Here is a 24,339-nt window from a genome sequence, read left to right as displayed (position 1 = left end):
CATGACGCTCGATCACCACGCGCCGGGCGCGGTCCCCGTGCCCGCGCGCTATTTCGACGGCCAGACCTCGCGCCTGTACCACGTCACGCTCAGCGTGCGCGATGGCATGGCCGTGCTGGCCGGCGACATCGAGCGCAGCTGCCCGCTGGGCGAGCTGCACGTGTCCGAACGCAGCAGCCACGCCGTGCGCAAGGTCAGCTTTCCCGACGGCGCCTACCTGGAGATCGCCGACCAGGCGGCCTTCAACGACGTGCTGCATGAGACGGGCCACCGCGACGGCTGGGTCGTGCGGCTGCAGCAAAGCTGGCGCGGCGCCCTGCTGGCCACGGTCGCCACCGTACTGGCCCTGTGGCTCAGCTATCAGTACCTGCTGCCCGTGGTGGCGAAGGGCGTCGCGTATGCGATTCCCCAGTCCGTCGAGCGCCAGCTGGGCCAGGGCGTGCTCGATTTCCTCGACGGCCACGTGTTTGAGGCAAGCAAGCTCGATGGCGCGCGCCAGCAAGCCTTGCGCGCCCGTTTCGCGCGCCTGGCCACGCCCGGCGACAGTGCGCCCGCGCACCGCATCGTTTTCCGCAAAAGCAAGATCGGTCCGAACGCGTTCGCCCTGCCGTCCGGCGACATCGTGCTGACCGATGAAATGGTGGAGCTGATGCCGGACGACGACGCCATCATGGGCGTGCTGGCGCATGAACTGGGCCATTTGCAGCAGCGCCACCTGACGCGCCGCCTGATCCAGACCTCGGCCGTGGGCGCCGGCGCGGCGCTGCTGTTCGGCGACGTCTCGACCGTGGTGGCGACCTTGCCGCCGCTGCTGCTGGACTTGAAGTATTCGCGCGATGTCGAGCGCGAGGCGGACGACTACGCGATTGCCATGCTGCGCCAGAACGGTATTCCCCTGGAACACCTGGCGCAGGTGTTTGTCGCCCTGGGCAAGCTGGACGAAGGCACGCCCTACCTGTCGAGCCACCCGGCCAGCGCCGAACGCATCGAGCGCATCCGCGCCGCACAACGCTAAGTACCGTGCGCGGCGTCCTATGGGCGCCGCGTTCTTTCCCTCCAGCACGTTCCGCGAATCGAAGGTAGACTCAGCAATATCAGTCTGACTTTCCCGGAGTGCCCATGCACCTAGTACCATTTCGCTACCTGACCTTCATTGCGACGGCAGCCATCTTTGTCCTGTCCCTGTTTTACTACGATCACTACTGGCTGCCCGTGCTGGCCGGTGCGCTGACCCTGGTCGGCATCAGCGATCTGCTGCAAACGAAGCGCGCCCTGCGCCGCAACTACCCCATCCTTGCGCATTTCCGCTTCTTTTTTGAGAGCATCCGCCCCGAAATCCGCCAGTATTTCCTGGAAAGCGACAGCGAGGCGACGCCGTTTTCGCGCAGCCAGCGCAGCATCGTCTACCAGCGCGCCAAGGAGCAGACGGACAAGCGCCCGTTCGGCACCCAGCTCGACGTGTATGAAGCAGGCTACGAATGGATCAACCACTCCATCGCCCCCGCCAAGGTCACGGGCCACGACTTCCGCATCGAGATCGGCAACCACCCTGACTGCCAGCGCGCCAAGCCGTATTCGGCCAGCGTCTTCAATATTTCGGCGATGAGCTTTGGCGCCCTGTCGGCCAACGCCATCCTGGCCCTGAACGGCGGCGCGCGCAGCGGCGGCTTCATGCACGACACGGGCGAAGGCAGCATCAGCCCCTACCACCGCGAAAACGGCGGCGACCTGGTGTGGGAAATCGGTTCCGGCTACTTCGGCTGCCGCAACCAGGACGGCACGTTTTCGGAAGAGCGCTTCATCGCCAACGCCAGCTCGGAGCAGGTCAAGATGATCGAGCTGAAAATGTCGCAGGGCGCCAAGCCGGGCCACGGCGGCGTGCTGCCCGGCCCGAAAGTGACGATCGAGATCGCCACCACGCGCGGCGTGATGGTGGGCGAGGATTGCGTCTCGCCGGCGGCGCACAGCGCCTTTTCCACGCCACTGGAAATGCTGCACTTTATCGACCGCCTGCGCACGCTCTCGGGCGGCAAACCGACGGGCTTCAAGCTGGCCATCGGCCATCCGTGGGAATTCTTCGCCATCGTGAAAGCCATGCTGGAAACGGGCATCACGCCCGACTTCATCGTCGTCGACGGCAGCGAAGGGGGCACGGGCGCGGCACCCCTGGAATTTACGGACCACGTGGGCACGCCGCTGCAGGAAGCGCTGGTACTCGTGCATAACACCCTCGTGGGCGCCAACCTGCGCGCGAAGATCAAGATCGGCTGCTCGGGCAAGATCATCACGGCCTTCGACATCGCCCGCTTGCTGGCGCTGGGCGCCGACTGGTGCAATTCGGCGCGCGGCTTCATGTTCGCGCTGGGCTGCATCCAGTCGCAAAGCTGCCACACGGACCGCTGCCCTACGGGCGTGGCCACGCAAGACCCGCAGCGCCAGCGCGCGCTGGTGGTGCCCGACAAGATCGCCCGCGTGGCGCACTTCCATCAGAACACCATGAAGGCGCTGGCCGAACTGATCGCCGCCGCCGGCCTGGCGCATCCGCAGGAACTGCGTCCGCACCACCTGGTGCGGCGCATCTCGCCGAACCAGGTGAAACTGGCGTCGGCCCTGCTGCCCTTCCTGGAAGCGGGCCAGCTGCTCGACCCGAGCCAGCTGCCGCAGCTGCCGCCCGTGTTCGGCCTGTACTGGCCCAAGGCGCAATCGGCCTCGTTCCAGCGCCTCGATTGATACGGTGTTTGCGCTAGTGGGGCAATACCACTTAATAACCACTTGCGCAAAAACCCAAATCCAATACAATACCAAAACAAGTACAAAACCAAGGCAGCTTTTCCGGTGACCGCCACGATGCGCCACCACGGTGCCAGAATACGTATGCCGTCGTCACAATCAATACCGGAGGAGTTGCAGCATGGAGCAGGGTTTGCGCGAGAAAATAGGACAGTTGTTCATGGTGGGCTTCGACGCCCTGCAGGCGGACGAGCATATCAAGGCCTTGATACGCGAAAAGAAGGTAGGCGGCGTGATCCTGTTCCGCCGCAACGTGCACACGCCCGCGCAAGTGTCGGCCCTGTGCCGCGAACTGCAGGAGATCAACGCGGAAGTGTCCGACATCCCGCTCTTGATCTCCATCGATCAGGAAGGCGGCATGGTGATGCGCATCGAGCAGGGCGTCACGCCGATTCCCGCGGCGATGGCCTTCCAGGCGGCCGGCTCCATCGAAGACTGCGAACGCATGAACCAGATCAGCGGCGATGAGATGCGCCAGGTGGGCATCAATATGCTGCTCGCGCCCGTGCTGGACGTGAACAACAACCGCAACAACCCCGTCATCGGCGTGCGCGCGTATGGCGAGGATGCCGCCACCGTCATCGACTACGGCATGGCCGCCATGCGCGGCCAGCGCGCCAGCGGCGTGGCCGTCACCGCCAAGCACTTCCCCGGCCACGGCGACACGGCCATCGACACGCATTACGCCATGGCGCTGGTCCCGCACGACAAGGAACGCCTGCGCGCCGTGGAACTGGCGCCGTTCCGCGCGGCCATTGCCGGCGGCGTGGACGCCATCATGACGGCGCACGTGGTCTTCCCCGCCTTCGAGGCCGACACCAGCGTACCCGCCACCCTGTCGAAGGGCGTGCTGACGGACCTGCTGCGCGGTGAAATGCAATACAAGGGCGTGGTCATCACCGATTGCCTGGAAATGGCGGCCATCGCCGACGGCATCGGCATCCCCCAGGGCGCCATCGCCACTTTGCAGGCGGGCGCCGACATCGTCCTCATCTCGCACCGCGAAGCGCAGCAGACGGCGGCCATCGAGGCCGTCATCGCCGCCGTGGAGCGCGGCGACATTGCGATCTCCCGCATCGACGCGGCTTGCGCGCGCGTGGCGGAACTCAAGCGCAACCGCGCCGTGCGCGACTGGCGCGAACGTCCTGTCGCCCCGCCGGCGCTGATGCAGCCGGCCGCCATGGCCCTGTCGCAGCTGCTGCAAAAGGCGGCGCTGCGCGTGCAGGGCGACTACCGCCCGCTCGAAGCCAGCCTGCCCGTGACCCTGCTGACGGTGGAAGTGCGCTCGCGCAGCGAGATCGACGAAGTGGCGCTGGGCCGCAACAAGGAAGCGCGCAGCTCGATGCTGCCGGCCCTGCTCGAAGCGGGTCTGGACGTGAGCGAATATGCCTTGTCGGCCGAAGCACTGGACGACGAGGTCAACGAAGCCATCGCCTTTGCGCAAGGCGCGCGGCAGATCGTGCTGCAAACGTATAACGCCATGTTCGTCGACGGCCAGCGCCGCCTGGTCGAAGCCCTGCCGCACGATAAACTGTGGCTGGTGGCGGGCCGTTTGCCCTACGACCTGGACCTGGCGCCCCACGCGCAAGGCCGCCTGGCCGCCTTCGGCTGTCGCCCGGCCGCGCTGGTGCCGGTCGTCGACAAGCTGGCCGGCAAGGCGTAAATCCACGCCGCCCTCGCGCACATGCCGGGTATTGCCCGGCATTTTTTTATGCCGCGTCGCAATCGAAGCGCACGCCCGTCATCTGCTCGCTGAGCGCCCATAGCCGGCGTGCCTGCGCGGGGTCGGCCGCCCAGCGCCGCACGCCCGGCCCCGTGCTGTCGTCCGCCGCCAGGGTAGCGATATCGCAATCCTCGCAATACACGCCGCCCAGACCCTCGAGCTGCGCGCTGGTGGCGCACCAGACGGCGGTGGCGGCGCCCTGCGCCACACTCTTGAAACCCGATTGCGGCGGCGGATTCACCTGGCCCTCGTCATCGAGCGCCCCGACCCGGCGCAAGTCGTCGCGGTCCAGATGGCGCACCAGCGGCGTCAGGATGGCGCCCGGATGCAGCGAGAAGGCGCGCACGCCGTGCGCCGCAGAGCGCCGATCCAGCTCCACGGCAAACAAGGCATTGGCGCTTTTCGACTGCGCATACGCGCGCCATTTATCGTACGGCTGGCGCAGGAAATGCGGGTCATCCAGGTCGACGCCCGCCTGCCGGTGTCCCAGCGACGACACGCACACCACGCGCGCACCCTGCGCCTGCCGCAGGGCGGGCCACAGGAGCGCCGTCAGCTGGAAATGCCCCAGGTGATTCGTCGCGAACTGCGCCTCGTAGCCACGCGCATCGCGCAGCAAGGGCGTGGCCATGATGCCGGCGCCGTTGACCAGCACGTGCAAGGCACGGCCGGTGGCAAGAAAGGCGGCGGCAAAGGCGTCGATCGATTGCGGATCGAGCAGGTCGAGCGCCGCGACCTCCACGCCGGCCATGCCGGCCAGGGCAGCTTGCGCCTGATACTGGTCGCGCGCCGGCACCAGCACCCTGGCGCCGGCGCCGGCCAGTACGCGCACCGTTTCCAGCCCCAGGCCCGACGCGCCGCCCGTGACGATGGCCTGCACGCCGGACAGATCGCGGCCGGTCAGCACCTCGCTGGCGGTCGTGGCCGCGCCGAAGCCGGAATGAAGGGGAATTTGCCTGTGATCGCCGTATCTCATGTCTGCCTCTGCATGTGGGTGGCCAGCGCGGGATGGCTGGCAACATGCGTATTTTGCGCGAGCCGTTCTGGACGGTGAATGGCGTAAAATCTTCAATACTATCGCCATCGTCCAGAATTGCCGCCACCATGGATTTGCTCTCCGATGTACTCTCGCTGTTTGATACGCGCAGCTCCTACTTTGCCGGCCTGAAGGCGGGCGGCGAGTGGGCCATCGACTTTCCGCCGCCGGACGGCATCAAGTTCAACGCCGTGATCGAAGGCGCTTGCTGGCTGACGGTCGCGGGTATCGACGCTCCCATGCCGCTGCAGACGGGTGACTGCTTCCTGCTGGCGCCGGGACGCGCGTTCACCTTGGCCAGCACGCCCGGCTTGCCGGCCGCGCCAGCGCTGGAAGTGTACCGGCACGCGCAGCAGGGCGTGGCCCGCCACGGCACGCCGCAGCACGATTTCTTCCTCATCGGCGGACGCTTCCACTTTGGCGACGAAGCGGCCATCCTGCTCGACTGCCTGCCGCCGCTGCTGCACGTGCGTGGCGATACGGACCAGGCCAGCGTGCTGCACTGGGCCTTGCAAAGGCTGGCACAGGAACTGCAGGCGACGGCGCCCGGCGCGGCGCTGATGACGCGCCACCTTGGTCACATGATGCTGTTGCAAATGCTGCGCCAGTATCTTGAAGCGCAGGCCTCGCACCCGGTGGGCTGGCTGTTTGCGCTGGCCGATCCACGGCTGCGCGCCGCCATCGAGGCCATGCACGCGGAACCGGCGCGGCGCTGGACCTTGTCGCAGCTGGCCGCCGTCGCGGGGCAGTCGCGCTCCGCCTTTGCCCTGCACTTCAAGAAGCGCGTGGGCGTGACGCCGCTCGACTACCTGCTGCGCTGGCGCATACGCCTGGCCACGCGGCGCCTGAAGGGCGGCAGCGCACCCATTACCTTGATCGCACAGGCACTGGGCTACGATTCCGACAGCGCCTTCAGCCACGCCTTCAAGCGCGTCATGGCCTGCTCGCCGCGCCAGTACCGGCTGCGCCACGCGGGCGAGCAGGCGTAAAAAAACCCGCGCTTGCGGGTTTTAATAGTACAAGGTCAGCGCGCCGGCACGGGCGGCAAGGCTGCCACCGCCAGCAAGGCAAACGGCCCGAGGAACAGGCCGATGCCGAACCAGAGTCCCCCGTGGCGGCCGCGCCGGCTGGCCAGCAGCCAGGTGGCGATCGCAAACAAAAACATGAAGATCAACAGTATCGCCATTGCCACTCCTTGCCATGCGGAAAGCCCAGTGTAGCCCACGGGCGCGCCCGTGACCAGACGTACATCAATCCTGGCGCTGCACCTGCATCAGGATCACGCGCTTGCTGCTGCCGTCGGCCGGCGGCGTGGCGGACGGTGGCGGCGGACTGTCGCAGGAGCCGCAGGAACCGCAGCCGCTGCCGCAGCCCGGCGCCACCTTGAAGAAGGTCGACATCTTCGCCTCATCAAGGCCGCAGCGCACCAGGCCGCGCACGATGGCGCGGCGCACGCCCGCCGGCAGGTACTTGGTCGAAAAATGCAGCAGCGCAGCTGCGACGATCAGGGCGACGATGAGGGTTTGCCACATGGTTTCTCCTAAGCGCCCAGCAACAGGGCGACGCGGTACGTGATGAACGAGGCGGCATACGCGAGGGCGAACATATAGCCGGCCATCAGCAGCGGATAGCGCCAGCCGCCCGTTTCGCGTTTCACCACGGAGAGGGTCGACAGGCACTGCGGCGCGAACACATACCAGGCCAGCAATGACAATGCAGTGGCCATCGACCACGAATGGGCGATCAGCGGTTCCAGGGTGGACGCCAGCGCGTCGCCCGTTTGCGACAGCGCATACACGGTGCCCAGGGCACCGACGGCCACTTCGCGCGCCGCCATGCCCGGCACCAGCGCGATGCAGATCTGCCAATTAAAACCGATGGGCGCGAAGATCACTTCCAGACCGCGGCCCAGGATACCGGCCAGGCTGTAATAGATGGGCGGGTGGATCGCGTTGTCCGGCGCGCCGGGGAAGGTGCTGAGGAACCACAGAATGATCATCAGGCTCAGGATGATGGTACCGACACGCGTGAGGAAGATCTTCGCGCGCTCCCACAGGCTGACGGCCAGGTTGCGCAGATGCGGCCAGTGGTAGGCCGGCAGTTCCAGCAGCAGCGGCTGGTTGCCGCGCACGCCCATGCTGCGCTTCATGACCCAGGCCACGGCCATGGCCGAGATGATGCCGGCGAAGTACAGAACGAACAGCACCAGGCCTTGCAGGCTCAGATAGCCCCATACCTCGCGCTGGGGAATGAAGGCGGCGATGATCAGCGCATACACGGGCAGGCGCGCCGAGCACGTCATCAGCGGCGCGATCATGATGGTAACGAGGCGGTCGCGCGGATTCTGGATGGTGCGCGCCGCCATCACGCCGGGAATGGCGCAGGCAAAGCTCGACAGCAGCGGAATGAAGGCGCGGCCCGACAGTCCCACGCCGCCCATCAGGCGGTCCAGCAGGAAGGCCGCGCGCGGCAGGTAGCCGCAGTCTTCCAGACTCAGGATAAAGAAGAACAGGATCAGGATTTGCGGCAGGAACACCAGCACGCTGCCGACGCCGCCGATGATGCCTTCGACCAGCAGGCTTTTCAGGTGGCCGTCGGGCATGTTCGCCGTCAGCAAGGCACCCAGGTGGCCCACGCCATCGGTGATCATTTCCATCGGCGTGGCAGCCCAGGCAAACACGGCCTGAAAGATCAGGAACATCAGCACGGCCAGGATGATGGGGCCGAAGACGGGATGCAGCACCACGTCGTCGATCTTTTCCGTCAGGTTGCCGCTGTCGCGCGTGTCGTTGCTGACGGCGGCCAGGATGCGGCGCACTTCGCGCTGCGTTTCTTCGACGCTGACGGCGTCGATGGCCGCCAGCGGTTTCGCCTCCACCGCAGGCAGCGGCAGCATGGCGTCGATGGCATCCAACAAGGCTTTTTCGCCATCGTGCTGCACCGCGACGGTTTCCACCACGGGCATGCCCAGTTCCTGCGACAGCCTGGCCGTGTCGATGAGCATGCCGCGCTTGCGCGCCACGTCTGTCATGTTCAGCGCCAGCAGCATGGGCAGGCCCAGGCGCTTGACTTCCAGCACCAGGCGCAAATTCAGGCGCAAATTGGTGGCATCGACGACGCAGATGATGGCGTCCGGTCGTGGATCGCCGCGGCGCAGCCCCCCCACCACGTCGCGCGTGATGGCTTCGTCTGGCGTGGTGGCCGACAAGCTGTAGGCGCCCGGCAGATCGAGCACGCGCACGGGCTTGCCGCTTGGCGACGTGAAATGGCCTTCCTTGCGCTCGATGGTCACGCCGGCGTAGTTCGCCACTTTCTGGCGCGCGCCCGTCAAACGGTTGAACAGGGCCGTCTTGCCGCAGTTCGGATTGCCCAGCAAGGCGATTTGTGGCTGGTGCGGCGGCTTGTGCGCGCCCGCTTCCACGATAGTTTCTACGGCACCCATATTTATTCCGGTTGAAGCAGCGGTTGAATCGTGATCAGCGCCGCTTCGAAGCGGCGCAGTGCGAACGTGGCATTGCCGACCTTGATGGCCAGCGGATCGCCGCCGGGAATACCGCGCTTGAGCATGCGGATTCGTTCGCCGGGAACGAATCCCAGCTCCATCAACCGGCGGACGAGGTCGACGCCGTCTTCCGTCTGTCCTGCCGCGTTGGGCGTGATATGCAACACCGTGCCGCTCTGGCCGACTGCCAGCGCGTCGAGCGTCATCAGGGGTGGAACTAGAGTCATGAGCAAATTCCGTTCAAATTAAGAACACCGGGGACAGACTGCTGCGCCTGGCGCAAGCCCTGATGTTGTGAGGTAAAACGCAACTGTTGCGCATTACCGACAAGCGGCCTTTCAATGTGTCCAGACGGCGACCGTCCGAGACAATACCAGCATTATAAACATGAATGCGAATTGTTTTTATTTAGCCCGGAGAGCCGCCCCTGCCAAGGGCTGCGCCATGCGCGCAAAGCGCAGATCAAGCTGCCGCGCCAGGCCGCCAACTGCCGCACACTTGATCAAAATCGCTTGCATTGTCCTGCACTTTGCGCGACAATGAAACGTAATGATAATGATTCTCATTAAAACACTAGCAACAATGCTTTCAAGCACTAGTGTCTGTTCATCCTCCAGCCAGAAGGTGTATCAATGATTGTATGTGTCTGCAACAACATATCTGATCGTGAAATCCGTCAAGCCGTCGATCTTGGCCTGTCCAGCATGGCCGAACTGCGCCGCGACCTGGGCGTGGCCACCTGCTGCGGCAAATGCCACACCTGCGCGCGGGAAGTGCTGAACGATCACCTGAACGCCACCGTGGCGCTGCAAGAAACCGTATTGATGCGAGCTGTACTGACAAACTAAAGAAAGCGATGAACGCCATGACGATGATGCCCCCGCCCGTAACGGTGCAGGCCGTGCAGCAATTTGCCGACTTCGACAAGAAGCGCAACAAATTCGCGCCGCTGATGGCCATCGTCGTCCTGCATATCGCCGGCTTTTACGCCATCCAGAGCGGCCTGCTGAGCCGCGTCGTCACGGCGGCCATGCCGACCATCACGACCATCAGCATCATCGCCCCGCCGGCGCCACCGAAACCGCCGGCGCCGTCCGTGCCGAAAACCGTGGAACTGAGTGCGCCCGTGCCGCGCGCCGTGATCCCGCCGCTGCCGCTGATCGCCGTGGCACCGAGCGAACCGACGATCACGCCGCCGCAGCCGACGCGCGCCGAAGCGGCGCCCGTCGCCACCGCCGCGCCGACGGCGCCAGCCGCACCGTCGCCGACGCCACCGGCGCCAGCGACGCCGCGCACCGTCAGCAGCGTCGAATACATCAAGGCGCCGCAGCTGATCTATCCGAATCTGTCGCGCCGCCTGGGCGAAAGCGGCACCGTGGTGCTGCGCATCCTGATCAATGAAAAGGGCTTGCCCGAGCAAATCCTGATCCAGAAATCGACCGGCTACACGAACCTCGATGAAGCAGGCCGCCAGGCCGCGCAGCGCGCGCTGTTCAAGCCGATGATCGAAAACGGCAAACCCGTACCCGTGTACGTTTTAGTACCGCTGACCTTCCAGCTGAGCTAGCCTTCCGGCGGCCCTTGGGCCGCTGCCAGCCCGCAAGCACCGCACCCTGTGCCCTGCTTGCTTTTTTGCGCCCGTTTTTAGTCAAGCGATTTGCTTGTTTCAGTCTGCCAGCCTACATCCCCGGGCCAGGCAGACTTTTTTTTGCCCGCTATGGGGTCAGACCCTCAACACCGCCAACGCAAGGTTCAGCGCCAACTTCACCGGGGGTCTGACCCCAGCCTTATATCTCCGCCCACATGCGCAGCAGATTATGATAATGCCCCGTCAGTCCCACGGTGGCCGGCGAATCGCCGTGTTCTGCGCGCACGCTCTGGATGTTCTGATCGAGCTCGAACAGCATGCTGCGCTTCCAGTCCTCGCGCACCATGCTTTGCGTCCACAGGAAAGAGCAGATGCGCTCGCCGCTGGTGACGGGCAGCACCTGATGCACGCTGCTCGACGGATACACGATCACGTCGCCGGCCGGCAGTTTCACTTCATGCGTGCCATACGCATCGACCACCACCAGCTCGCCGCCCTCGTACTCGTCCGGCTCGCTCAGGAACACGGTCGACGAGACGTCGGCTCGCATCGACTGCATGCCGTTTTTCGGCGTGCGGATGGCGCCATCGATGTGCAGACCATAGTGCTCGCCACCCGCATAGCTGTTGAAGAAGGGCGGCAGGATGCGCAGCGGCAGCACGGCGGCAAAGAACAGGGGATTGGCCGTCAGCGCGCGGCTGACGATCTCGCCCAGCTCCAGCGCCAGCGGCGACCCCTCTGCCAGCTGGCGGTTGCGCTTGACTTGCGCGCCTTGCGCCCCGACGCTGGCGCGCCCGTCGACCCAGTCCGTCTGCGCCAGGCGCTGGCGAAACTGCGTCACCTGTTCCGGCGTCAGCACGCCGGGTATATGCAGCATCATCTTGCTATCCTTTTTCAGTAAATATCGCTGCCTGATTATCGCATCGCCGGCAGCGGCCAAGAAGCCACAAAAGCAAGAATGGCCCAACATTTCCCGCCTGTTCAGCGCGGTCAGGCACGCGATCCGGCGGCGCCAAAAACGGGCCAGAAACGCGAATGAGAATGGCCTTCATTTTCCTTAACAAATAAAAAACGGCGCAAGTGGGCAATCCACTTGAGAATGGGTTTTATTCGCACGATATTTACGTTAAAAAGACGGAAAAATGCCGTTTAGCACCGAAAACCGCCCATATTTTGCGCTATCATGCGGGCATAGCGAAACCCGCAACCTGCGCGCCACCAGGCAGCCCTGCGCCACCCGGCCGTGAACGCCAGCAGCCTGCGGTTTCATCATCGAACGCGACACAGAACAAAGGAAATGCCATGAAGGGCGATAAAGAAGTCATCCGCATGCTCAATGCACAGCTCACCAACGAACTGTCGGCCATCAACCAGTACTTCCTGCATGCGCGCATGTACAAGCACTGGGGCCTGGAAAAGCTGGGCAAGAAGGAATACGAAGAATCGATCGGCGAAATGAAACACGCCGACAAGCTGATCGACCGCATCCTGATGCTCGACGGCCTGCCGAACCTGCAAGCGCTGCACAAGCTGCTGATCGGCGAGAACACGCCGGAAATGCTGGAATGCGACCTGAAGCTGGAACGCGCCGCGCACGCCACCGTCAAGGAAGGCATCGCCATCAGCGAAAAAGCGGGCGACTACGTCTCGCGCGACCTGTTCCTGATGATCCTGGAAGACACGGAAGAGCATATCGACTGGCTCGAAACGCAGATCGACCTGATCGCCAAGGTCGGCATCCAGAATTACCTGCAAAGTCAGATGGCGATTGAGGAGTAATTGCTCTTCGAGGCAGATAAAAAAACCGGCAGAGCCGGTTTTTTTACGTCCGTCCTCAAGTCTTTGTGGCCTGCGGCGGGCGAAGCTTGACGAACAGCACCGCCACCGCCGCGCACAGCAGCAGGGCGCCGGCCAGCCGGATGACGTTCTCCGGATTGCCGCCCAGCCAGCTGCGGTAATACAGGGGCAAGGTGAATATCTGGATGATCATCGGAATGACGATGAACATATTAAAAATGCCCATGTAGACGCCCGTACGCTCGGGCGGAATGCAGCCGGCCAGCATGATGTAGGGATTGCCCATGATGCTGGCCCAGGCCAGGCCCACGCCCAGCATGGGCAGCAACAGCAGCGCCGGACTGTGGATCAGCGGGATGCTCAGCATGCCCACGCCGGCCGCGCACAGGCACAGGCTGTGCATGCGCTTGGGGCCGAAGCGGCGCGTGAACGGCACCAGCGCAAAGGCGGCGACAAAGGCCACGAAATTGTAGAAGGCGCCCACCTGCCCGTTCAGCAGGCCCGCGTCGCGAAAGCCTTGCGACGCGGGGTCCGTCGTGTGAAACAGGGTCGCCGACAGCGACAGGGCAATGTACTGCCAGTAGCAGAACATGGCGTACCACTGGAACAGATTGACGAGGGCCAGCTGCTTCATCGTCGGCGGCATGTCGCGCAGGGCCGCGCCGATATCGGCCAGCGTGTGGCGCCAGCCCGGCGGGCGGCTGCGGATGGCCGCCAGTTCGGCCGCCGTAAGCGGATTTTCCGGCGTCGTCTTCAGGGTCCACAGCACCGAGGCGAGCGAGAACACGGCGCCGATCAGGAAGGCGGCGATGACGATGTGCGGAATATGGCTGCCATTGACGGCATCCTTGTTCATGCCCAGCATGACCAGCAGCGACGGCGTCAGATAGGCCAGCGTTTGCCCCAGCCCCGTAAACGCGCTTTGCGTGAGAAAACCCAGCGAATGCTGCTTCTTGTCGAGCTTGTCGCTGACAAAGGCGCGGTACGGCTCCATCGTCACATTGTTGGCCGCATCGAGTATCCACAGCAGGCTGGCGGCCATCCACAGGGTGGGACTGAACGGCATGGCCAGCAGGCCCAGGCTGCACAGGATGGCGCCGATCAGAAAATAGGGCGTGCGGCGTCCCCAGCGCGTCACCGTGCGGTCGCTCATCGCGCCGATCAGCGGTTGCACGAGCAGCCCCGTCATGGGTCCGGCCAGCCACAGGTACGGCAGGCTCGCCTCATCGGCGCCCAGGTATTTATAGATGGGGCTCATGCTGCTTTGCTGCAGCCCAAAACTGAACTGGATGCCGAAAAATCCGACGTTCATGTTGACGATCTGCCAGAACGACAGATGCGGACGGTGCGCGCTGGCGTCGCTCATGCTGGCTCCCGATCTTGCTCCCGCTCCAGCCACAGCATATGCCATGGCTGCAGGCCTACCGTGCCGGCCAGCACGCTGCCATCGAGGCTGTTGCGCCATTCGCCCGCGGGCAAAGTGAAACGCTGGCTGGCCCCGCTGAAGTTGCTCAGGTTGAGAAATCCGTCGCCGCGCAGCAGCGCCAGCACGGCCGGCGTGTCGGCGCACAGCACGCTGCGCGGCGCGGCGGCGGCCAGGGCCGGCAAGCGCCCGCGTACGTCGATCAGCTGGCGCAGCGCCAGGTACAGCCGGCCGCTGGCGCTCACGCCATCGTGGCGCCATGCCAGCAGGCTGTCGTCGAACGCGGGACGCTGCAGCCAGCGGCTGTCCATCGCCCGGTCGGCCCGCTGCGTGTAGCTGCGATCGTTGGTCATGCCCAGTTCATCGCCCATATACAGCACGGGCAAGGCGCCAAAGCTCAATGCCAGGCCATGCAGCAGCAGCAGGCGCCGCAACGCGTATTCCTGCTCCTGCACCGTGACGGCGCTTTCCAGGCCGGCCAGCGAGGCGGCCATGCCGTTGCTGCCATGCGCCTTGTCGGCGCTGCTGCTCTGGAAGGCGGCGCCGCGCGCATAGCTGCCGGTGGCGCCGGCAAAGAACTGCGCGATGCGCGCCAGGCGCGCCGGCCCGTTCGCGCCCGCCTCATTGAGCAGCACGTTCCAGCCGATGTCGTCGTGGCAGCGCACATAACTGAGCCAGCTTGCGGCCGGCGGCAGCGGCGGCGTGGCGGCGATCACCTGCTGCAGCAAGTCCGTGCTCTCCTCCGCCAGCGCGCCCCAGCCGGCGGCCATCAGGCTGCTGTGATAGGCGATATGGCACTCGGGCGCCGCATTGCTGCCAAAGTAGGCGGGCAGCTTGGGCGTGGGCACGATGGCTTCGGCCTTGAGCAGCACACCCGGTGCGACGATGGCGGCAATCGCCCGCAGGGCTTGCAGCAGGCTGTGGGCTTCGGGCTGATTCATGCAGTCCGTGCCGTCGCGCTTCCACAGGAAGGCCGTCGAATCGAGGCGGAACACTTCGATGCCCTTGTTGGCCAGGCCCAGCATGGCGCCGGCCATGGCCGCGAAGACGGCTGGATTGGCGTAGTTCAAATCCCACTGGTAGGGATAGAACGTGGTCCAGACCCAGCGCTGCAGCTCCGGCACGAACGTGAAATTACCGGGCGCCGCCTGCGGAAAGACCTGGCCCACGGTACGCTCGTAGCGGTCCGGCTGCACGCGGTCGGGATAGGTGTGGAAAAAATCGCACAGCAGCGGGTCGCCCGCCTTGGCACCCAGCGCCCACGCATGGTCGTCGGCCACATGATTGAGGATCAGGTCCGAACACAGGCTGATGCCGGCCGCGCGCAGCTGCGCCGTCAGCGCCAGCAAGTCGGCATTGCTGCCCAGGGCGGGATCGACTTCCTCGAAGCTGGCGACGGCAAAACCACCATCGCTTTCGCCGGCCCGCGCACGCAAGAACGGCAGCAGGTGCAGATAGGTCACGCCCAGTTCGCGCAGATGGGCAATGCGCGCCGCCACGCCCTGCAGATTGCCGCCGAAGCGCTGCACGTAGGCGCTGTAGCCCAGCATGGACTGGCTGGCAAACCAGTCCGGCTGTTCTTCGCGCTGCGCATCCTGGCGCAGCAGCGCCGGCGCGCGCGCCGCATACAGCCGCCCCACGCTTTCCATCAGGTCGCCCAGCCAGGGCAGGAAATCAGGCCGCTGGCCATACAGGCTGCCCAGGCGGTCGAGCAAGACCGCCTCCTGACGCGCATAGCGGCGCGCCGCATCGGCGCGCAAGTGCGTGGGGAGCGGCGCGAGCAGGCGCGCCAGGGGGCTGCGTATCGACATCATGAATCCTATCCTTGCTTAAAATGCGTATTTCAGGCTGACCTTGATGGCGCGCCCCGTGATCGAGCGGGCCGCATGGCCATCGCCCTCGACTTCCGTATAGCCGATCTTGTTGAGCAGGTTGTTCGCCGTCAGCGCCACCTGCATTTGCGGCGTGAGCTGGTAATTGACGAAGGCGTTGAGCACCTGGTAGGCGGGCAAGGTGATCGTGTGCGCATCGTCGCCCCATGACTTGCCCGTGCCGACCAGGCTCGCGCCCAGGGTGGCGGCTCCCCATTCATAGGTGGGCGCGATCTGGTACACGACGCGCGCCTGGCGCCGCGGCGTATTGCCGATCAGCGCCACGTCGGCCGCCGCCGTGCCCGTGATCTCGGCATCCGTGAACGTCAGGCCGCCATTGATGCGGAAATCGCCGGCGCTGTAGGCCGCTTCCAGTTCCACGCCCTTCGCTTCATAACTGTTGGCCGTGCGCAGCTGGGTAGTCGCCTCGTAGTTGCTTTCCTTCGTCTTGGCCTGGAACACGGTGACGAAGGTGCTCAGGGGACCCTGGCGCCATTTCACGCCGCCTTCGAGCTGGCGCACGGTGTTGATGGCCACCGGCACGCTGCCATCCAACGGCGTGCCGAACAGGATGCGGTCGGCATTGAAAGCCACGCCTTCGCTGACGCGGGCAAACACGGCCAGGCTGGCTTGCAGCTTGTAGTTCGCGCCCAGCGAGTACGACGTGTGGCCCAGGGTGTAGTCGACCTGCTGCACCGTCGACGGCAGATAGGCTTGCGCGCTGGTGGCGATATTGGCCGTGCCGCTGGCATGCTGGCGGTCGCGCCGCAGGCCGCCGTCGAGGTTCAGCGCGCCGCTTTCCCAGGCCAGATTCAGGTAGGGCGAGGTCGTGCGGTACTCCATGTCGACGGCGCGCGAACAGCAGGCGCCGAAGGCCGGGCCGATGTAGCCGGGTGTGCTGCTGGCCGTTTGCAGCAGCGCCGGCTGGTCGCCCGTGGCCTGCATCAGGTATTCATTGAAGTTCCAGGTCAGGCCCAGCTTTTGCTGCGACAGGTACAGGCCGGCCGTGGTGGTCAGCTTGCCGCTGTCGAGCACAAACGTCTTGGCCAGCTTGGTGTCGCTCAGAGTATTGCTGGCGTCGTCGATCGAGGTATTGAACACCACGGCGGAAAACGCGCGGCCGATATAAGGCTTGCCCCGATTCGGGCCGCTGGCAAACACATAGCTGCCGTCGCTGCCGTTATTCGACGGGAACACGCCGATGAAGCGCCCCGAATTGTCGGCGTAGCGGAAGTTTTCGCTCACGCTCCAGCCCTGCCCCAGCTTGAACGATGCCTCCAGGCCCACGGTATCGCTTTTGACGTGCAAGCCGTCGTTGACGCGGGTGGCCACGCGCTGGTTATCCTTGTTCAGCCCCATGTCGGGCACCCAGTACGGCGAATAGAAGCTGGCCTTGCGCGGGTCGATGCCGGCGATTTCCCCGATGCGGCCATCGCGCACGCTGACCGGCACCGGCAAGGCCGTGGGCGACTGGTCGTCGAGGTGCTTGAACGACAGGCGCACGAAGCCGCTGTCGAATTCATGCGTGACATTGCCGCGGATCTGGCCGCCCTTTTCGCTGTTGACGCCACTGTGGCGGATGCCTTCGCCCGTACGCCAGGAGCCGCCGATGAAGAAGCGCGTGCGCTCCGACACCGGTGCGCCGTAGTCGAAGTCGACCCTCGTCTGGTCGTAGCCCAGGCCGCGGCTGAGGGCCACGCTGCCGCCCTTCTCCTTGCCGTTCTTGCTGATGAAATTGATGATACCGCCCGGCGAATTGGTGGCCAGGGTGGAGGCCGAACCGCCGCGCACCACTTCCAGGTGGTCGAGCGTGGAATCGATCTTGACGAAGCTGTCGGGCGTGGTGAAGTTGAAGTCGCCGAACTGCAGCACGGGCAAGCCGTCTTCCTGGATCTGCACATAGCGCGCGCCGCCGGCGGAAATGGGCAGGCCGCGCACGGTGATGTTGGCATTGCCTTCGCCGCCCGAGGATTCGGCCCGCAAGCCCGGCACCGAGCGCAGGACTTCGGCGGCGCTGGTCGGTGCATTGTGCAGGATGGTGTCGAGTTCCATGCTGCTGACGGAATTGCTCGATTTCATTTTGGACGTGCCGCCGGTGGTGCCCGTGACCACGATGCGTTCCAGGTTCAGGCCATCGGCAGGGGCGGCGCTGGCGATGTCGCTTGCCGATTGCGCCTGGGCGGCGCCCAGTTGCAGCATGGCCAGGGCGACGGCTGCGGCCATGCCGCCGCGTTGAGCAGTACGTGTCTTCATCTTGTCTCCAGTGTTGTATGCCGATACGTCGAGGTATCGGCTTGTTATGAGTCCTGGCTGCCGCATGCCGTGGCGCGCTGCCTGGGCCGGTACGTCATTATTCAACGAATAAGAATTTATTGCAATCGATTGCAATCTAGCGCTGCAACATGGGAATGTTGTTGTTTTTAAGAGAAAACTACGGGCGACACAGAGGGAATAACGCAGGATCGGACGTGAATCCAGCGTTTTTCATGCTGCGGCGCAGCATGAAAATAAAAGAGGAAATTAGAAATTATTGCAATCGGTTGCAATCACTTGCGGCACGCTTCAGCGGCCCGAGGCGCGTACGATCAGCTCAGTTGGCAATTGGCGGGATGGCGCAGGCGCGCCGTCGACCAGCGCCAGCAGCGAAGCCACCAGCGCGCGCCCGGCGGTGCGGATCGGCTGGCGCACGGTGGTCAGCGGCGGATGGAAATACGCGGCCAGTTCGATATCGTCGTAGCCGACCACGGCCACCTGTTCCGGTACGGCCACGCCGCGCGCGCGCAGGGCGTTGATGGCGCTCATGGCCAGCAAGTCGCTGCAGGCAAAGATGGCGTCGAACGGCAACTGGCGGTCCAGCAGTTCCTGCACGTCCGTCGCGCCGCCCTGCGGCAGGAAGGAGCCGGCCACGTACAGTTGCGGGTCGGGCGCCAGCCCTTGCGCGGCCAGCGCCTGCGTATAGCCTTGGTGGCGCTGCGCCACTTCGGGCAGCTTGGCGTCGCCAAAGAAGGCGATGCGCCGGCGCCCCGCCGCCAGCAAGTGTTCCGTGGCCAGTCTGCCGCCGGCGACGTTATCGCCGCCGACGGTGCAATATAGCTGCTGCGGCAATTGCGCGCCCCACACGACGATGGGCACCTGGCGCGCGGCCAGCTGGTTCAGCTGTTCATGGTGGCGCCACTGGCCGATCAGGATGATGCCGATCACGCGGCCGCTATCGAAGGACTGGGCCGCCGCGTCGAGCGTTTCGGCATCGACGCGTGAAATGAGCATATCAAAGCCCTGCTCCGTCAGCGCATCGGCCAGGCTGCCCAGCATGCTGAGGAAAAAAGGATCGGACAGGTGCTGGCGCGTGGCGGCGTCATACGGCACCACCACGCCCACCGTGCGGTTCTGTTTCAGGCGCAGGTTTTGCGCGCCGATATTGATGGAATACTTGAGCGAACGGGCCAGGGCGATGACGCGCGCGCGCGTCTCTTCATTGACCAGCGAACTGCCGCTCAGTGCGCGCGACACGGTCGACGTGGACACGCCGGCCAGGCGTGCGATATCGGCCATCTGCAGGCGTTGCTGCGCCTTCGAGTCGGAACCGGTCATCGTGCGCTCACTGCGGCGCGGTGTCCTTGAACGATGGGCGCTCGGACAGTTTGTCGAACAGGCGCGCCAGCGCCGGGTGATCCGCGCGCCAGTCGATTTCCGGGAAGCGGAAGCTGAGCCAGCCCAGGGTACAGCCCACGGCCACGTCGGCCAGGGTGTAGTTCTTGCCGGCGCAATACGCGCTCTCGCCCAGGCGCGCCTCGAGCGCCGCCAGGCCCAGCGTGACTTTGTCCAGCTGGCGCGCGATCCAGGCCGCGCTTTGCTGCTCGGGCGGGCGCTGCGTGCGCTCCAGGCGCACCAGCACACCCGCGTCGAGGATGCCGTCGGCCAGCGCTTCCCAGTTCTTGATATCGGCCCGTTCGCGGCCATTGCCGCCGGCCGGCAGCAGCTTGCACACGGGCGTGAGCGTGTCGAGGTATTCGACGATGACTTTCGAGTCGATCAAGGTGCTGCCATCCTCCATCACCAGGCAGGGCACCTTGCCCAGGGGATTGGCCTGGGCGATGCGGGTTTCCGGCACCCACACGTTTTCCAGCTCGAAGACATAGTCGAGCTTTTTTTCCGCCAGCACGATACGGGCTTTGCGGACATACGGGCTGGCGAGAGAACCGATCAGTTTCATAGCTACTTTAAGGTGAAGGATCAGCAAGCAGTATAGCATCGGCGGCAGCGGTGTTTGGCAGCACGCGCCCAGCCGTCTCGATGGTGTGGCAGGCATGCCGCATCGGGGCCGGATTCAGCCAAATTGCGGTGCGCCGGCGCCCGATGGACGGCTGGCCAGCGGCCAGCGGTGGTAAAATCGTCCTTTACTGTGGCGCCGTCAGTGTTGCTGTATTGCAATAGCCCTGCCCTCCCCGCGCGCCACACGCCAACCGTTTCTTTAACTTGCGTCCGCTCTCATGACTTCTACTACTCCGTATTCCACGCTGTCGGCCCTGTCTCCGCTCGATGGCCGCTACGCCAGCAAGACCGATCTGCTGCGCCCGATCCTGTCCGAGGCCGGTTTCATGCACCACCGCGTGAAAGTGGAAATCTCCTGGCTGCAAGCGCTGTCGCAAGCCGGTTTCGCCGAAATCAAGCCGTTCTCGGCCGAAGCGAGCGCCCTGCTCGACAAGATGGCGGCCGATTTCTCGGAAGCCGACGCGGCCCGCATCAAGGCCATCGAGGCGGTCACCAACCATGACGTCAAGGCCGTCGAGTACTGGCTGAAGGAACAAGTGGCGGACGTGCCGGAACTGGTGGCGGCGTCGGAATTCATCCATTTCGCCTGCACCTCGGAAGACATCAACAACACCTCGCACGGCATGATGCTCAAGGCCGCGCGCGACGGCGTGATGCTGCCGGCATTGAACGGCCTGGTGGCCAAGCTGACGCAGATCGCGCACGATAACGCCGATGTGCCGATGCTGTCGCGCACGCACGGCCAGACGGCCAGCCCGACCACCCTGGGCAAGGAATTCGCCAACGTCGTGGCCCGCCTGCAGCGCGCCGTGAAACGCATCGCGCAAGTGGAAATCCTCGGCAAGATGAATGGCGCCGTCGGCAACTACAACGCCCACCTGTCGGCCTATCCCGGCTTCGACTGGCCCGCATTCTCGCAGGCCGTCATCGAACAGCGCCTGGGCCTGGTCTTCAACCCATACACGATCCAGATCGAGCCGCACGACTACATGGCCGAACTGTTCGACGCCTTCGCGCGCGCCAACACGATCCTGCTGGACCTGAACCGCGACATCTGGACGTACGTCTCGCTGGGCTACTTCAAGCAGAAACTGAAAGCGGGCGAAATCGGTTCGTCGACGATGCCGCACAAGGTCAACCCGATCGACTTCGAAAACTCGGAAGGCAACCTGGGCCTGGCCAACGCCGTGCTCAAGCACCTGTCGGAAAAACTGCCCGTCTCGCGCATGCAGCGCGATTTGACGGATTCGACCGTGCTGCGCAACATCGGCGTGGGCCTCGGCTACACCTTGCTGGCGTATGACAGCTGCCTGCGCGGCCTGAACAAGCTGGAAGTGAACCACGCGCGCCTGGCGCAAGACCTAGACGCGACCTGGGAAGTGCTGGCCGAACCCGTACAAACCGTGATGCGCCGCTACGGCATCGAAAACCCGTACGAGCAGCTGAAAGAGCTGACGCGCGGCAAGGGCATCTCGAAAGAAGCGCTGCAAACCTTCGTCAATGGCCTGGCCATTCCGCAGGATGCCAAGGACGTGCTGCTGACCATGACGCCGGGCAACTACATCGGTATCGCGGCGCAATTGGCCAAAGCCATCTAAGCAGTTTTCACATGGGGATCGTCCGATCCCACTCCTGCGGGGCGGCCAGCACACAAATGCTGCCCGCCCCGCGGTTTTTCCGGCAATCTTTCTTGTAGAATCTCCAGCACGCAGCGCAATTTGATTTTCTTTGGTATATTAGGCCGAATTAGTCCTAATACGTACTACATTCAAGAAAGCCATCGATGCAACGCTACACCACCACCGCCATCATCCTGCACTGGCTGACCGCCTTGCTGATCATCAGCGCCTTCGTCATGGGCCTGGTCATGACGGATATTCCCGGCCTGACGCCCACCAAGCTCAAATATTTCTCCTGGCACAAATGGCTGGGCGTGACCGTGCTGGCCATCGCCGCCATCCGCCTGCTGTGGCGCAAGGCCAACGTGCCGCCGCCGCACCCGGCCAGCATGGTTGCCTGGCAAAAGAAGGCGGCCGACGCCATGCACGTGCTGCTGTACATCCTGATCTTCGCCGTGCCCATCTCCGGCTACCTGTACACCCTGGCCGCCGGCGTGCCGGTGGTCTACCTGGGCCTGTTCCAGCTGCCCGTCCTCATGGCGCCGAATCCGGAACTTAAGCCGCTTTTAAAAGAGATTCATTATGTTCTGAACATGACGATGGCAGCCGCCGTGGCCGCCCATGTGCTGGCGGCGCTGAAGCACCAGTTCATCGACCGTGATGGCGTCCTCAAGCGCATGCTGCCCTGACATCGACGTCCCCTTGCTCACTGAAACTACAGGAAAAAAACAAGATGAAAACCACCCAACGCATCGTCCTCGCTTCCCTGCTGGGCCTGTCCGTGGCCGCCACCGCCGCCACCCTGCTGAAAGTCGATCCCGCCAAGACCAGCGTGTCGGCCGTGTTCAAGCAAATGAACGTGCCCGTGGAAGCGAAGTTCAAGAAATTCAATATCGCCATCGATTACAACCCGGCCACGCCGGATGCCTCGAAAGCGTCGGTGGAAATCGAGACCGCCAGCATCGATATCGGCGACCCCGAGTACAACAAGGAAGTGGCGAAGAAAGAATGGTTCAACTCGGCCCAGTTCCCGAAAGCCACCTTTGTCTCGAGCAGCATCAAGGCCGCCGGCGCGGGCAAGCTGACGGTCACCGGCAAGCTGAGCATCAAAGGCAAGACCACCGACGTGACCTTCCCCCTGGCGGTAAAAGCCGACGGCGGCAAATACGCGTTTGACGGCGCCCTGCCGATCAAGCGCCTGACCTACAACATCGGCGAAGGCGAGTGGAAAGACACGAGCATGGTTGCCGACGAGGTCACGATCAAATTCCACGTCGCCGCTCAGTAACACCTGAGAAAACGTCCATGACTGCGTTGCTCTTGCCTCGTCGTAGTATTCGTACTGCCTTCGGCAAGGCGCCTTGTCCTGAACGTTTTTCAGGCGTTACCAAAAACAACCCCACAACCTGTTCAACTTTAGGATCTGCATGAAATTTTCGCACTTGATGATCGCCGTGCTGGCAGCTGCCGGCGCGGGTTCGGCCATGGCCGCTACCGACACCTACAACCTCGACCCGACGCACACCTTCCCCAGCTTTGAAGCCGATCACATGGGCATGTCGGTGTGGCGCGGCAAGTTCAACAAGACCAAGGGGACGGTCGCCCTGGACCGCGCCGCCAAGACGGGCAGCCTGGACCTGGTCATCGATGCCGATTCGATCGATTTCGGCCTCGACGCCATGAACACGCACGCGAAAAAAGCGGACATGTTCAACGTCGAGAAATTTCCGCAAATCACCTACAAAAGTACCTCGCTCAAGTTCAACGGCGAGCAGCTGGTGGAAGTCGATGGCGAACTGACCTTGCTGGGCGTGACCAAGCCCGTCAAGCTGAATGTGAGCAAGTTCAAGTGCATCATGCACCCGCGCTACAAGCGCGAAGTGTGCGGCGCCGACGCCACGGCGGAATTCAAGCGCAGCGACTTTGGCCTGAACTACGGCATGCCGGCGTTCTCGCCGGAGGTCAAGCTGGCCATCCAGGTCGAAGCGATCAAGGCCGATTAAACACCGTCTTTCCGCATGACAAGCCCGCCTCGCTGCCCGCAGCCAGGCGGGCTTTTGCATGCACGACGCGAATCCGCTGGACTTTTCTATCGTGCGGCATCACTATCGATTGGCATGATGTTGTTCTGACATGACACACCCACTTATCCACCGCGGAGGACCACATGAATTTCATTATCTGGATCGTTATTGGCGGCGTCATCGGCTGGCTGGCCAGCATGGTCATGAAAACCAATGCACAACAGGGCATCTTCCTCAATATCGTCGTCGGCATCGTTGGCGCCTTCCTGGGCGGCTGGCTGCTGGCGCCCCTGTTCGGCACGGGCACCATCAATAGCGACAATTTCAGTCTGGCTTCGCTGCTCGTTTCGTTCCTCGGCGCCGTCATCCTGCTGGGCATCGTCAATCTTTTACGCCGCGGCAAAATACGCTAAGCAGGCAAACAGCTACGCATCAGCAAGTGGCCGGGCCGCGCAAGCGCCCGGCCATTTTTCATTGCCGCCAGGACACGTATGGACAAATACCACAACCGCCGCACGAGAAAATGCGGGTTGCCAGCCGCTTCCAGCCCCTCTGCCAGCGCAAAACATATCATTCAGGCAAGCATTTCCGAATATGCTGCCCGGAAAATGTGATTGACTAGTGCGAGTCCGATACGGATACTCTATGTCGCCCGCTGCATAATCAGCGGGTACGCCGCTGATTCCGACTTCCC

Annotated in this window: 23 protein-coding genes; 12 read left to right on the top strand and 11 right to left on the bottom strand. The window is 63.9% G+C overall.

All coding sequences use genetic code 11. From position 1 onward, the window contains the following. Position 1: 1 nt before the first annotated feature. The 3 genes from CSQ95_RS24045 (at position 2) to nagZ (ending at position 4,453) form a co-directional block, all read left to right on the top strand. Positions 2-1,015 carry a M48 family metallopeptidase gene (locus CSQ95_RS24045; protein WP_070311501.1) on the top strand — a complete coding sequence of 338 codons (1,014 nt, stop codon included), beginning with the start codon at positions 2-4 and terminating at the stop codon, positions 1,013-1,015. A 104-nt stretch (positions 1,016-1,119) separates the two neighbouring features. Then, positions 1,120-2,730, top strand: coding sequence for an FMN-binding glutamate synthase family protein (locus CSQ95_RS24040; protein WP_070311502.1), 1,611 nt, complete (start codon positions 1,120-1,122; stop codon positions 2,728-2,730). A gap of 181 nt (positions 2,731-2,911) precedes the next feature. Then, the gene (gene nagZ, locus CSQ95_RS24035) at positions 2,912-4,453 is read left to right on the top strand and encodes a beta-N-acetylhexosaminidase (protein WP_099411319.1); all 1,542 of its coding nucleotides are present in this window, start codon (positions 2,912-2,914) and stop codon (positions 4,451-4,453) included. Between the two features lie 46 nt (positions 4,454-4,499). On the opposite strand, the gene CSQ95_RS24030 is transcribed toward nagZ, so the two are convergent. Next, on the bottom strand, positions 4,500-5,489 hold the full coding sequence (locus CSQ95_RS24030; RefSeq protein WP_099411318.1) for an oxidoreductase: 990 nt from the start codon (positions 5,487-5,489) through the stop codon (positions 4,500-4,502). Positions 5,490-5,617: 128 nt separating this feature from the next. Between CSQ95_RS24030 and CSQ95_RS24025 the strand changes: the two genes are divergently transcribed. Then, positions 5,618-6,538 (top strand): AraC family transcriptional regulator, encoded by a 921-nt coding sequence (locus tag CSQ95_RS24025; RefSeq protein ID WP_099411317.1) that lies wholly within the window; start codon positions 5,618-5,620, stop codon positions 6,536-6,538. A 35-nt stretch (positions 6,539-6,573) separates the two neighbouring features. Here CSQ95_RS24025 and CSQ95_RS29750 read toward each other — a convergent pair whose 3' ends face one another. The 4 genes from CSQ95_RS29750 to CSQ95_RS24010 form a co-directional block, all read right to left on the bottom strand. After that, the gene (locus CSQ95_RS29750; protein WP_180279146.1) at positions 6,574-6,735 is read right to left on the bottom strand and encodes a hypothetical protein; all 162 of its coding nucleotides are present in this window, start codon (positions 6,733-6,735) and stop codon (positions 6,574-6,576) included. A gap of 64 nt (positions 6,736-6,799) precedes the next feature. After that, positions 6,800-7,081: a hypothetical protein gene (locus CSQ95_RS24020; RefSeq protein WP_070220612.1), complete on the bottom strand. Its 282-nt coding sequence runs from the start codon at positions 7,079-7,081 to the stop codon at positions 6,800-6,802. 8 nt (positions 7,082-7,089) lie between these two features. Then, the gene (locus CSQ95_RS24015; RefSeq protein WP_099411316.1) at positions 7,090-8,991 is read right to left on the bottom strand and encodes a ferrous iron transporter B; all 1,902 of its coding nucleotides are present in this window, start codon (positions 8,989-8,991) and stop codon (positions 7,090-7,092) included. Positions 8,992-8,993: 2 nt separating this feature from the next. Further along, on the bottom strand, positions 8,994-9,278 hold the full coding sequence (locus CSQ95_RS24010) for a FeoA family protein (RefSeq protein WP_070220616.1): 285 nt from the start codon (positions 9,276-9,278) through the stop codon (positions 8,994-8,996). Positions 9,279-9,683: 405 nt separating this feature from the next. Between CSQ95_RS24010 and CSQ95_RS24005 the strand changes: the two genes are divergently transcribed. After that, the gene (locus CSQ95_RS24005; RefSeq protein ID WP_034745611.1) at positions 9,684-9,899 is read left to right on the top strand and encodes a bacterioferritin-associated ferredoxin; all 216 of its coding nucleotides are present in this window, start codon (positions 9,684-9,686) and stop codon (positions 9,897-9,899) included. Positions 9,900-9,916: 17 nt separating this feature from the next. Beyond that, a complete protein-coding gene (locus CSQ95_RS24000) occupies positions 9,917-10,618 on the top strand; it encodes an energy transducer TonB (RefSeq protein WP_070220769.1) in 702 nt (233 codons plus the stop codon). Positions 10,619-10,838: 220 nt separating this feature from the next. Here CSQ95_RS24000 and CSQ95_RS23995 read toward each other — a convergent pair whose 3' ends face one another. Beyond that, the gene (locus CSQ95_RS23995; protein ID WP_099411315.1) at positions 10,839-11,519 is read right to left on the bottom strand and encodes a Fe2+-dependent dioxygenase; all 681 of its coding nucleotides are present in this window, start codon (positions 11,517-11,519) and stop codon (positions 10,839-10,841) included. Positions 11,520-11,941: 422 nt separating this feature from the next. Here CSQ95_RS23995 and bfr point away from each other — a divergent pair, with 422 nt between their 5' ends. Then, positions 11,942-12,418, top strand: coding sequence for a bacterioferritin (gene bfr, locus CSQ95_RS23990; protein ID WP_034745609.1), 477 nt, complete (start codon positions 11,942-11,944; stop codon positions 12,416-12,418). Between the two features lie 55 nt (positions 12,419-12,473). On the opposite strand, the gene CSQ95_RS23985 is transcribed toward bfr, so the two are convergent. The 5 genes from CSQ95_RS23985 to CSQ95_RS23965 form a co-directional block, all read right to left on the bottom strand. After that, the gene (locus CSQ95_RS23985; RefSeq protein ID WP_070311504.1) at positions 12,474-13,802 is read right to left on the bottom strand and encodes an MFS transporter; all 1,329 of its coding nucleotides are present in this window, start codon (positions 13,800-13,802) and stop codon (positions 12,474-12,476) included. Next, entirely contained in the window at positions 13,799-15,673 is a 1,875-nt protein-coding gene (locus CSQ95_RS23980; RefSeq protein WP_257218198.1) for an alpha-amylase family glycosyl hydrolase, read from the bottom strand. Before CSQ95_RS23980 ends, CSQ95_RS23985 begins: the two co-directional genes overlap by 4 nt. Positions 15,674-15,688: 15 nt before the next feature. Next, complete coding sequence (locus tag CSQ95_RS23975) at positions 15,689-17,983, bottom strand: TonB-dependent siderophore receptor (protein WP_099411314.1); 2,295 nt, start codon at positions 17,981-17,983, stop codon at positions 15,689-15,691. 309 nt (positions 17,984-18,292) lie between these two features. Next, complete coding sequence (locus tag CSQ95_RS23970; RefSeq protein ID WP_070311506.1) at positions 18,293-19,321, bottom strand: LacI family DNA-binding transcriptional regulator; 1,029 nt, start codon at positions 19,319-19,321, stop codon at positions 18,293-18,295. A 7-nt stretch (positions 19,322-19,328) separates the two neighbouring features. Beyond that, positions 19,329-19,943 carry a glutathione S-transferase N-terminal domain-containing protein gene (locus CSQ95_RS23965; RefSeq protein ID WP_070220623.1) on the bottom strand — a complete coding sequence of 205 codons (615 nt, stop codon included), beginning with the start codon at positions 19,941-19,943 and terminating at the stop codon, positions 19,329-19,331. 277 nt (positions 19,944-20,220) lie between these two features. Here CSQ95_RS23965 and purB point away from each other — a divergent pair, with 277 nt between their 5' ends. The 5 genes from purB (at position 20,221) to CSQ95_RS23940 (ending at position 24,058) form a co-directional block, all read left to right on the top strand. Beyond that, positions 20,221-21,600 (top strand): adenylosuccinate lyase, encoded by a 1,380-nt coding sequence (purB, locus tag CSQ95_RS23960; RefSeq protein ID WP_070220631.1) that lies wholly within the window; start codon positions 20,221-20,223, stop codon positions 21,598-21,600. 185 nt (positions 21,601-21,785) lie between these two features. Then, positions 21,786-22,310 (top strand): cytochrome b, encoded by a 525-nt coding sequence (locus tag CSQ95_RS23955; RefSeq protein ID WP_070220633.1) that lies wholly within the window; start codon positions 21,786-21,788, stop codon positions 22,308-22,310. A 44-nt stretch (positions 22,311-22,354) separates the two neighbouring features. Further along, a complete protein-coding gene (locus CSQ95_RS23950; protein ID WP_070290826.1) occupies positions 22,355-22,909 on the top strand; it encodes a YceI family protein in 555 nt (184 codons plus the stop codon). Between the two features lie 139 nt (positions 22,910-23,048). Continuing rightward, positions 23,049-23,624, top strand: a complete 576-nt coding sequence (locus tag CSQ95_RS23945; RefSeq protein WP_099411313.1) for a YceI family protein — start codon at positions 23,049-23,051, stop codon at positions 23,622-23,624. Between the two features lie 164 nt (positions 23,625-23,788). Further along, on the top strand, positions 23,789-24,058 hold the full coding sequence (locus tag CSQ95_RS23940; RefSeq protein WP_034778894.1) for a GlsB/YeaQ/YmgE family stress response membrane protein: 270 nt from the start codon (positions 23,789-23,791) through the stop codon (positions 24,056-24,058). The last annotated feature ends 281 nt before the right edge of the window (positions 24,059-24,339 follow it).

This window comes from Janthinobacterium sp. BJB304, from assembly GCF_002735765.1.
Lineage (GTDB): Bacteria > Pseudomonadota > Gammaproteobacteria > Burkholderiales > Burkholderiaceae_D > Janthinobacterium.
This window is presented reverse-complemented; position numbering and strand designations above follow the sequence as displayed.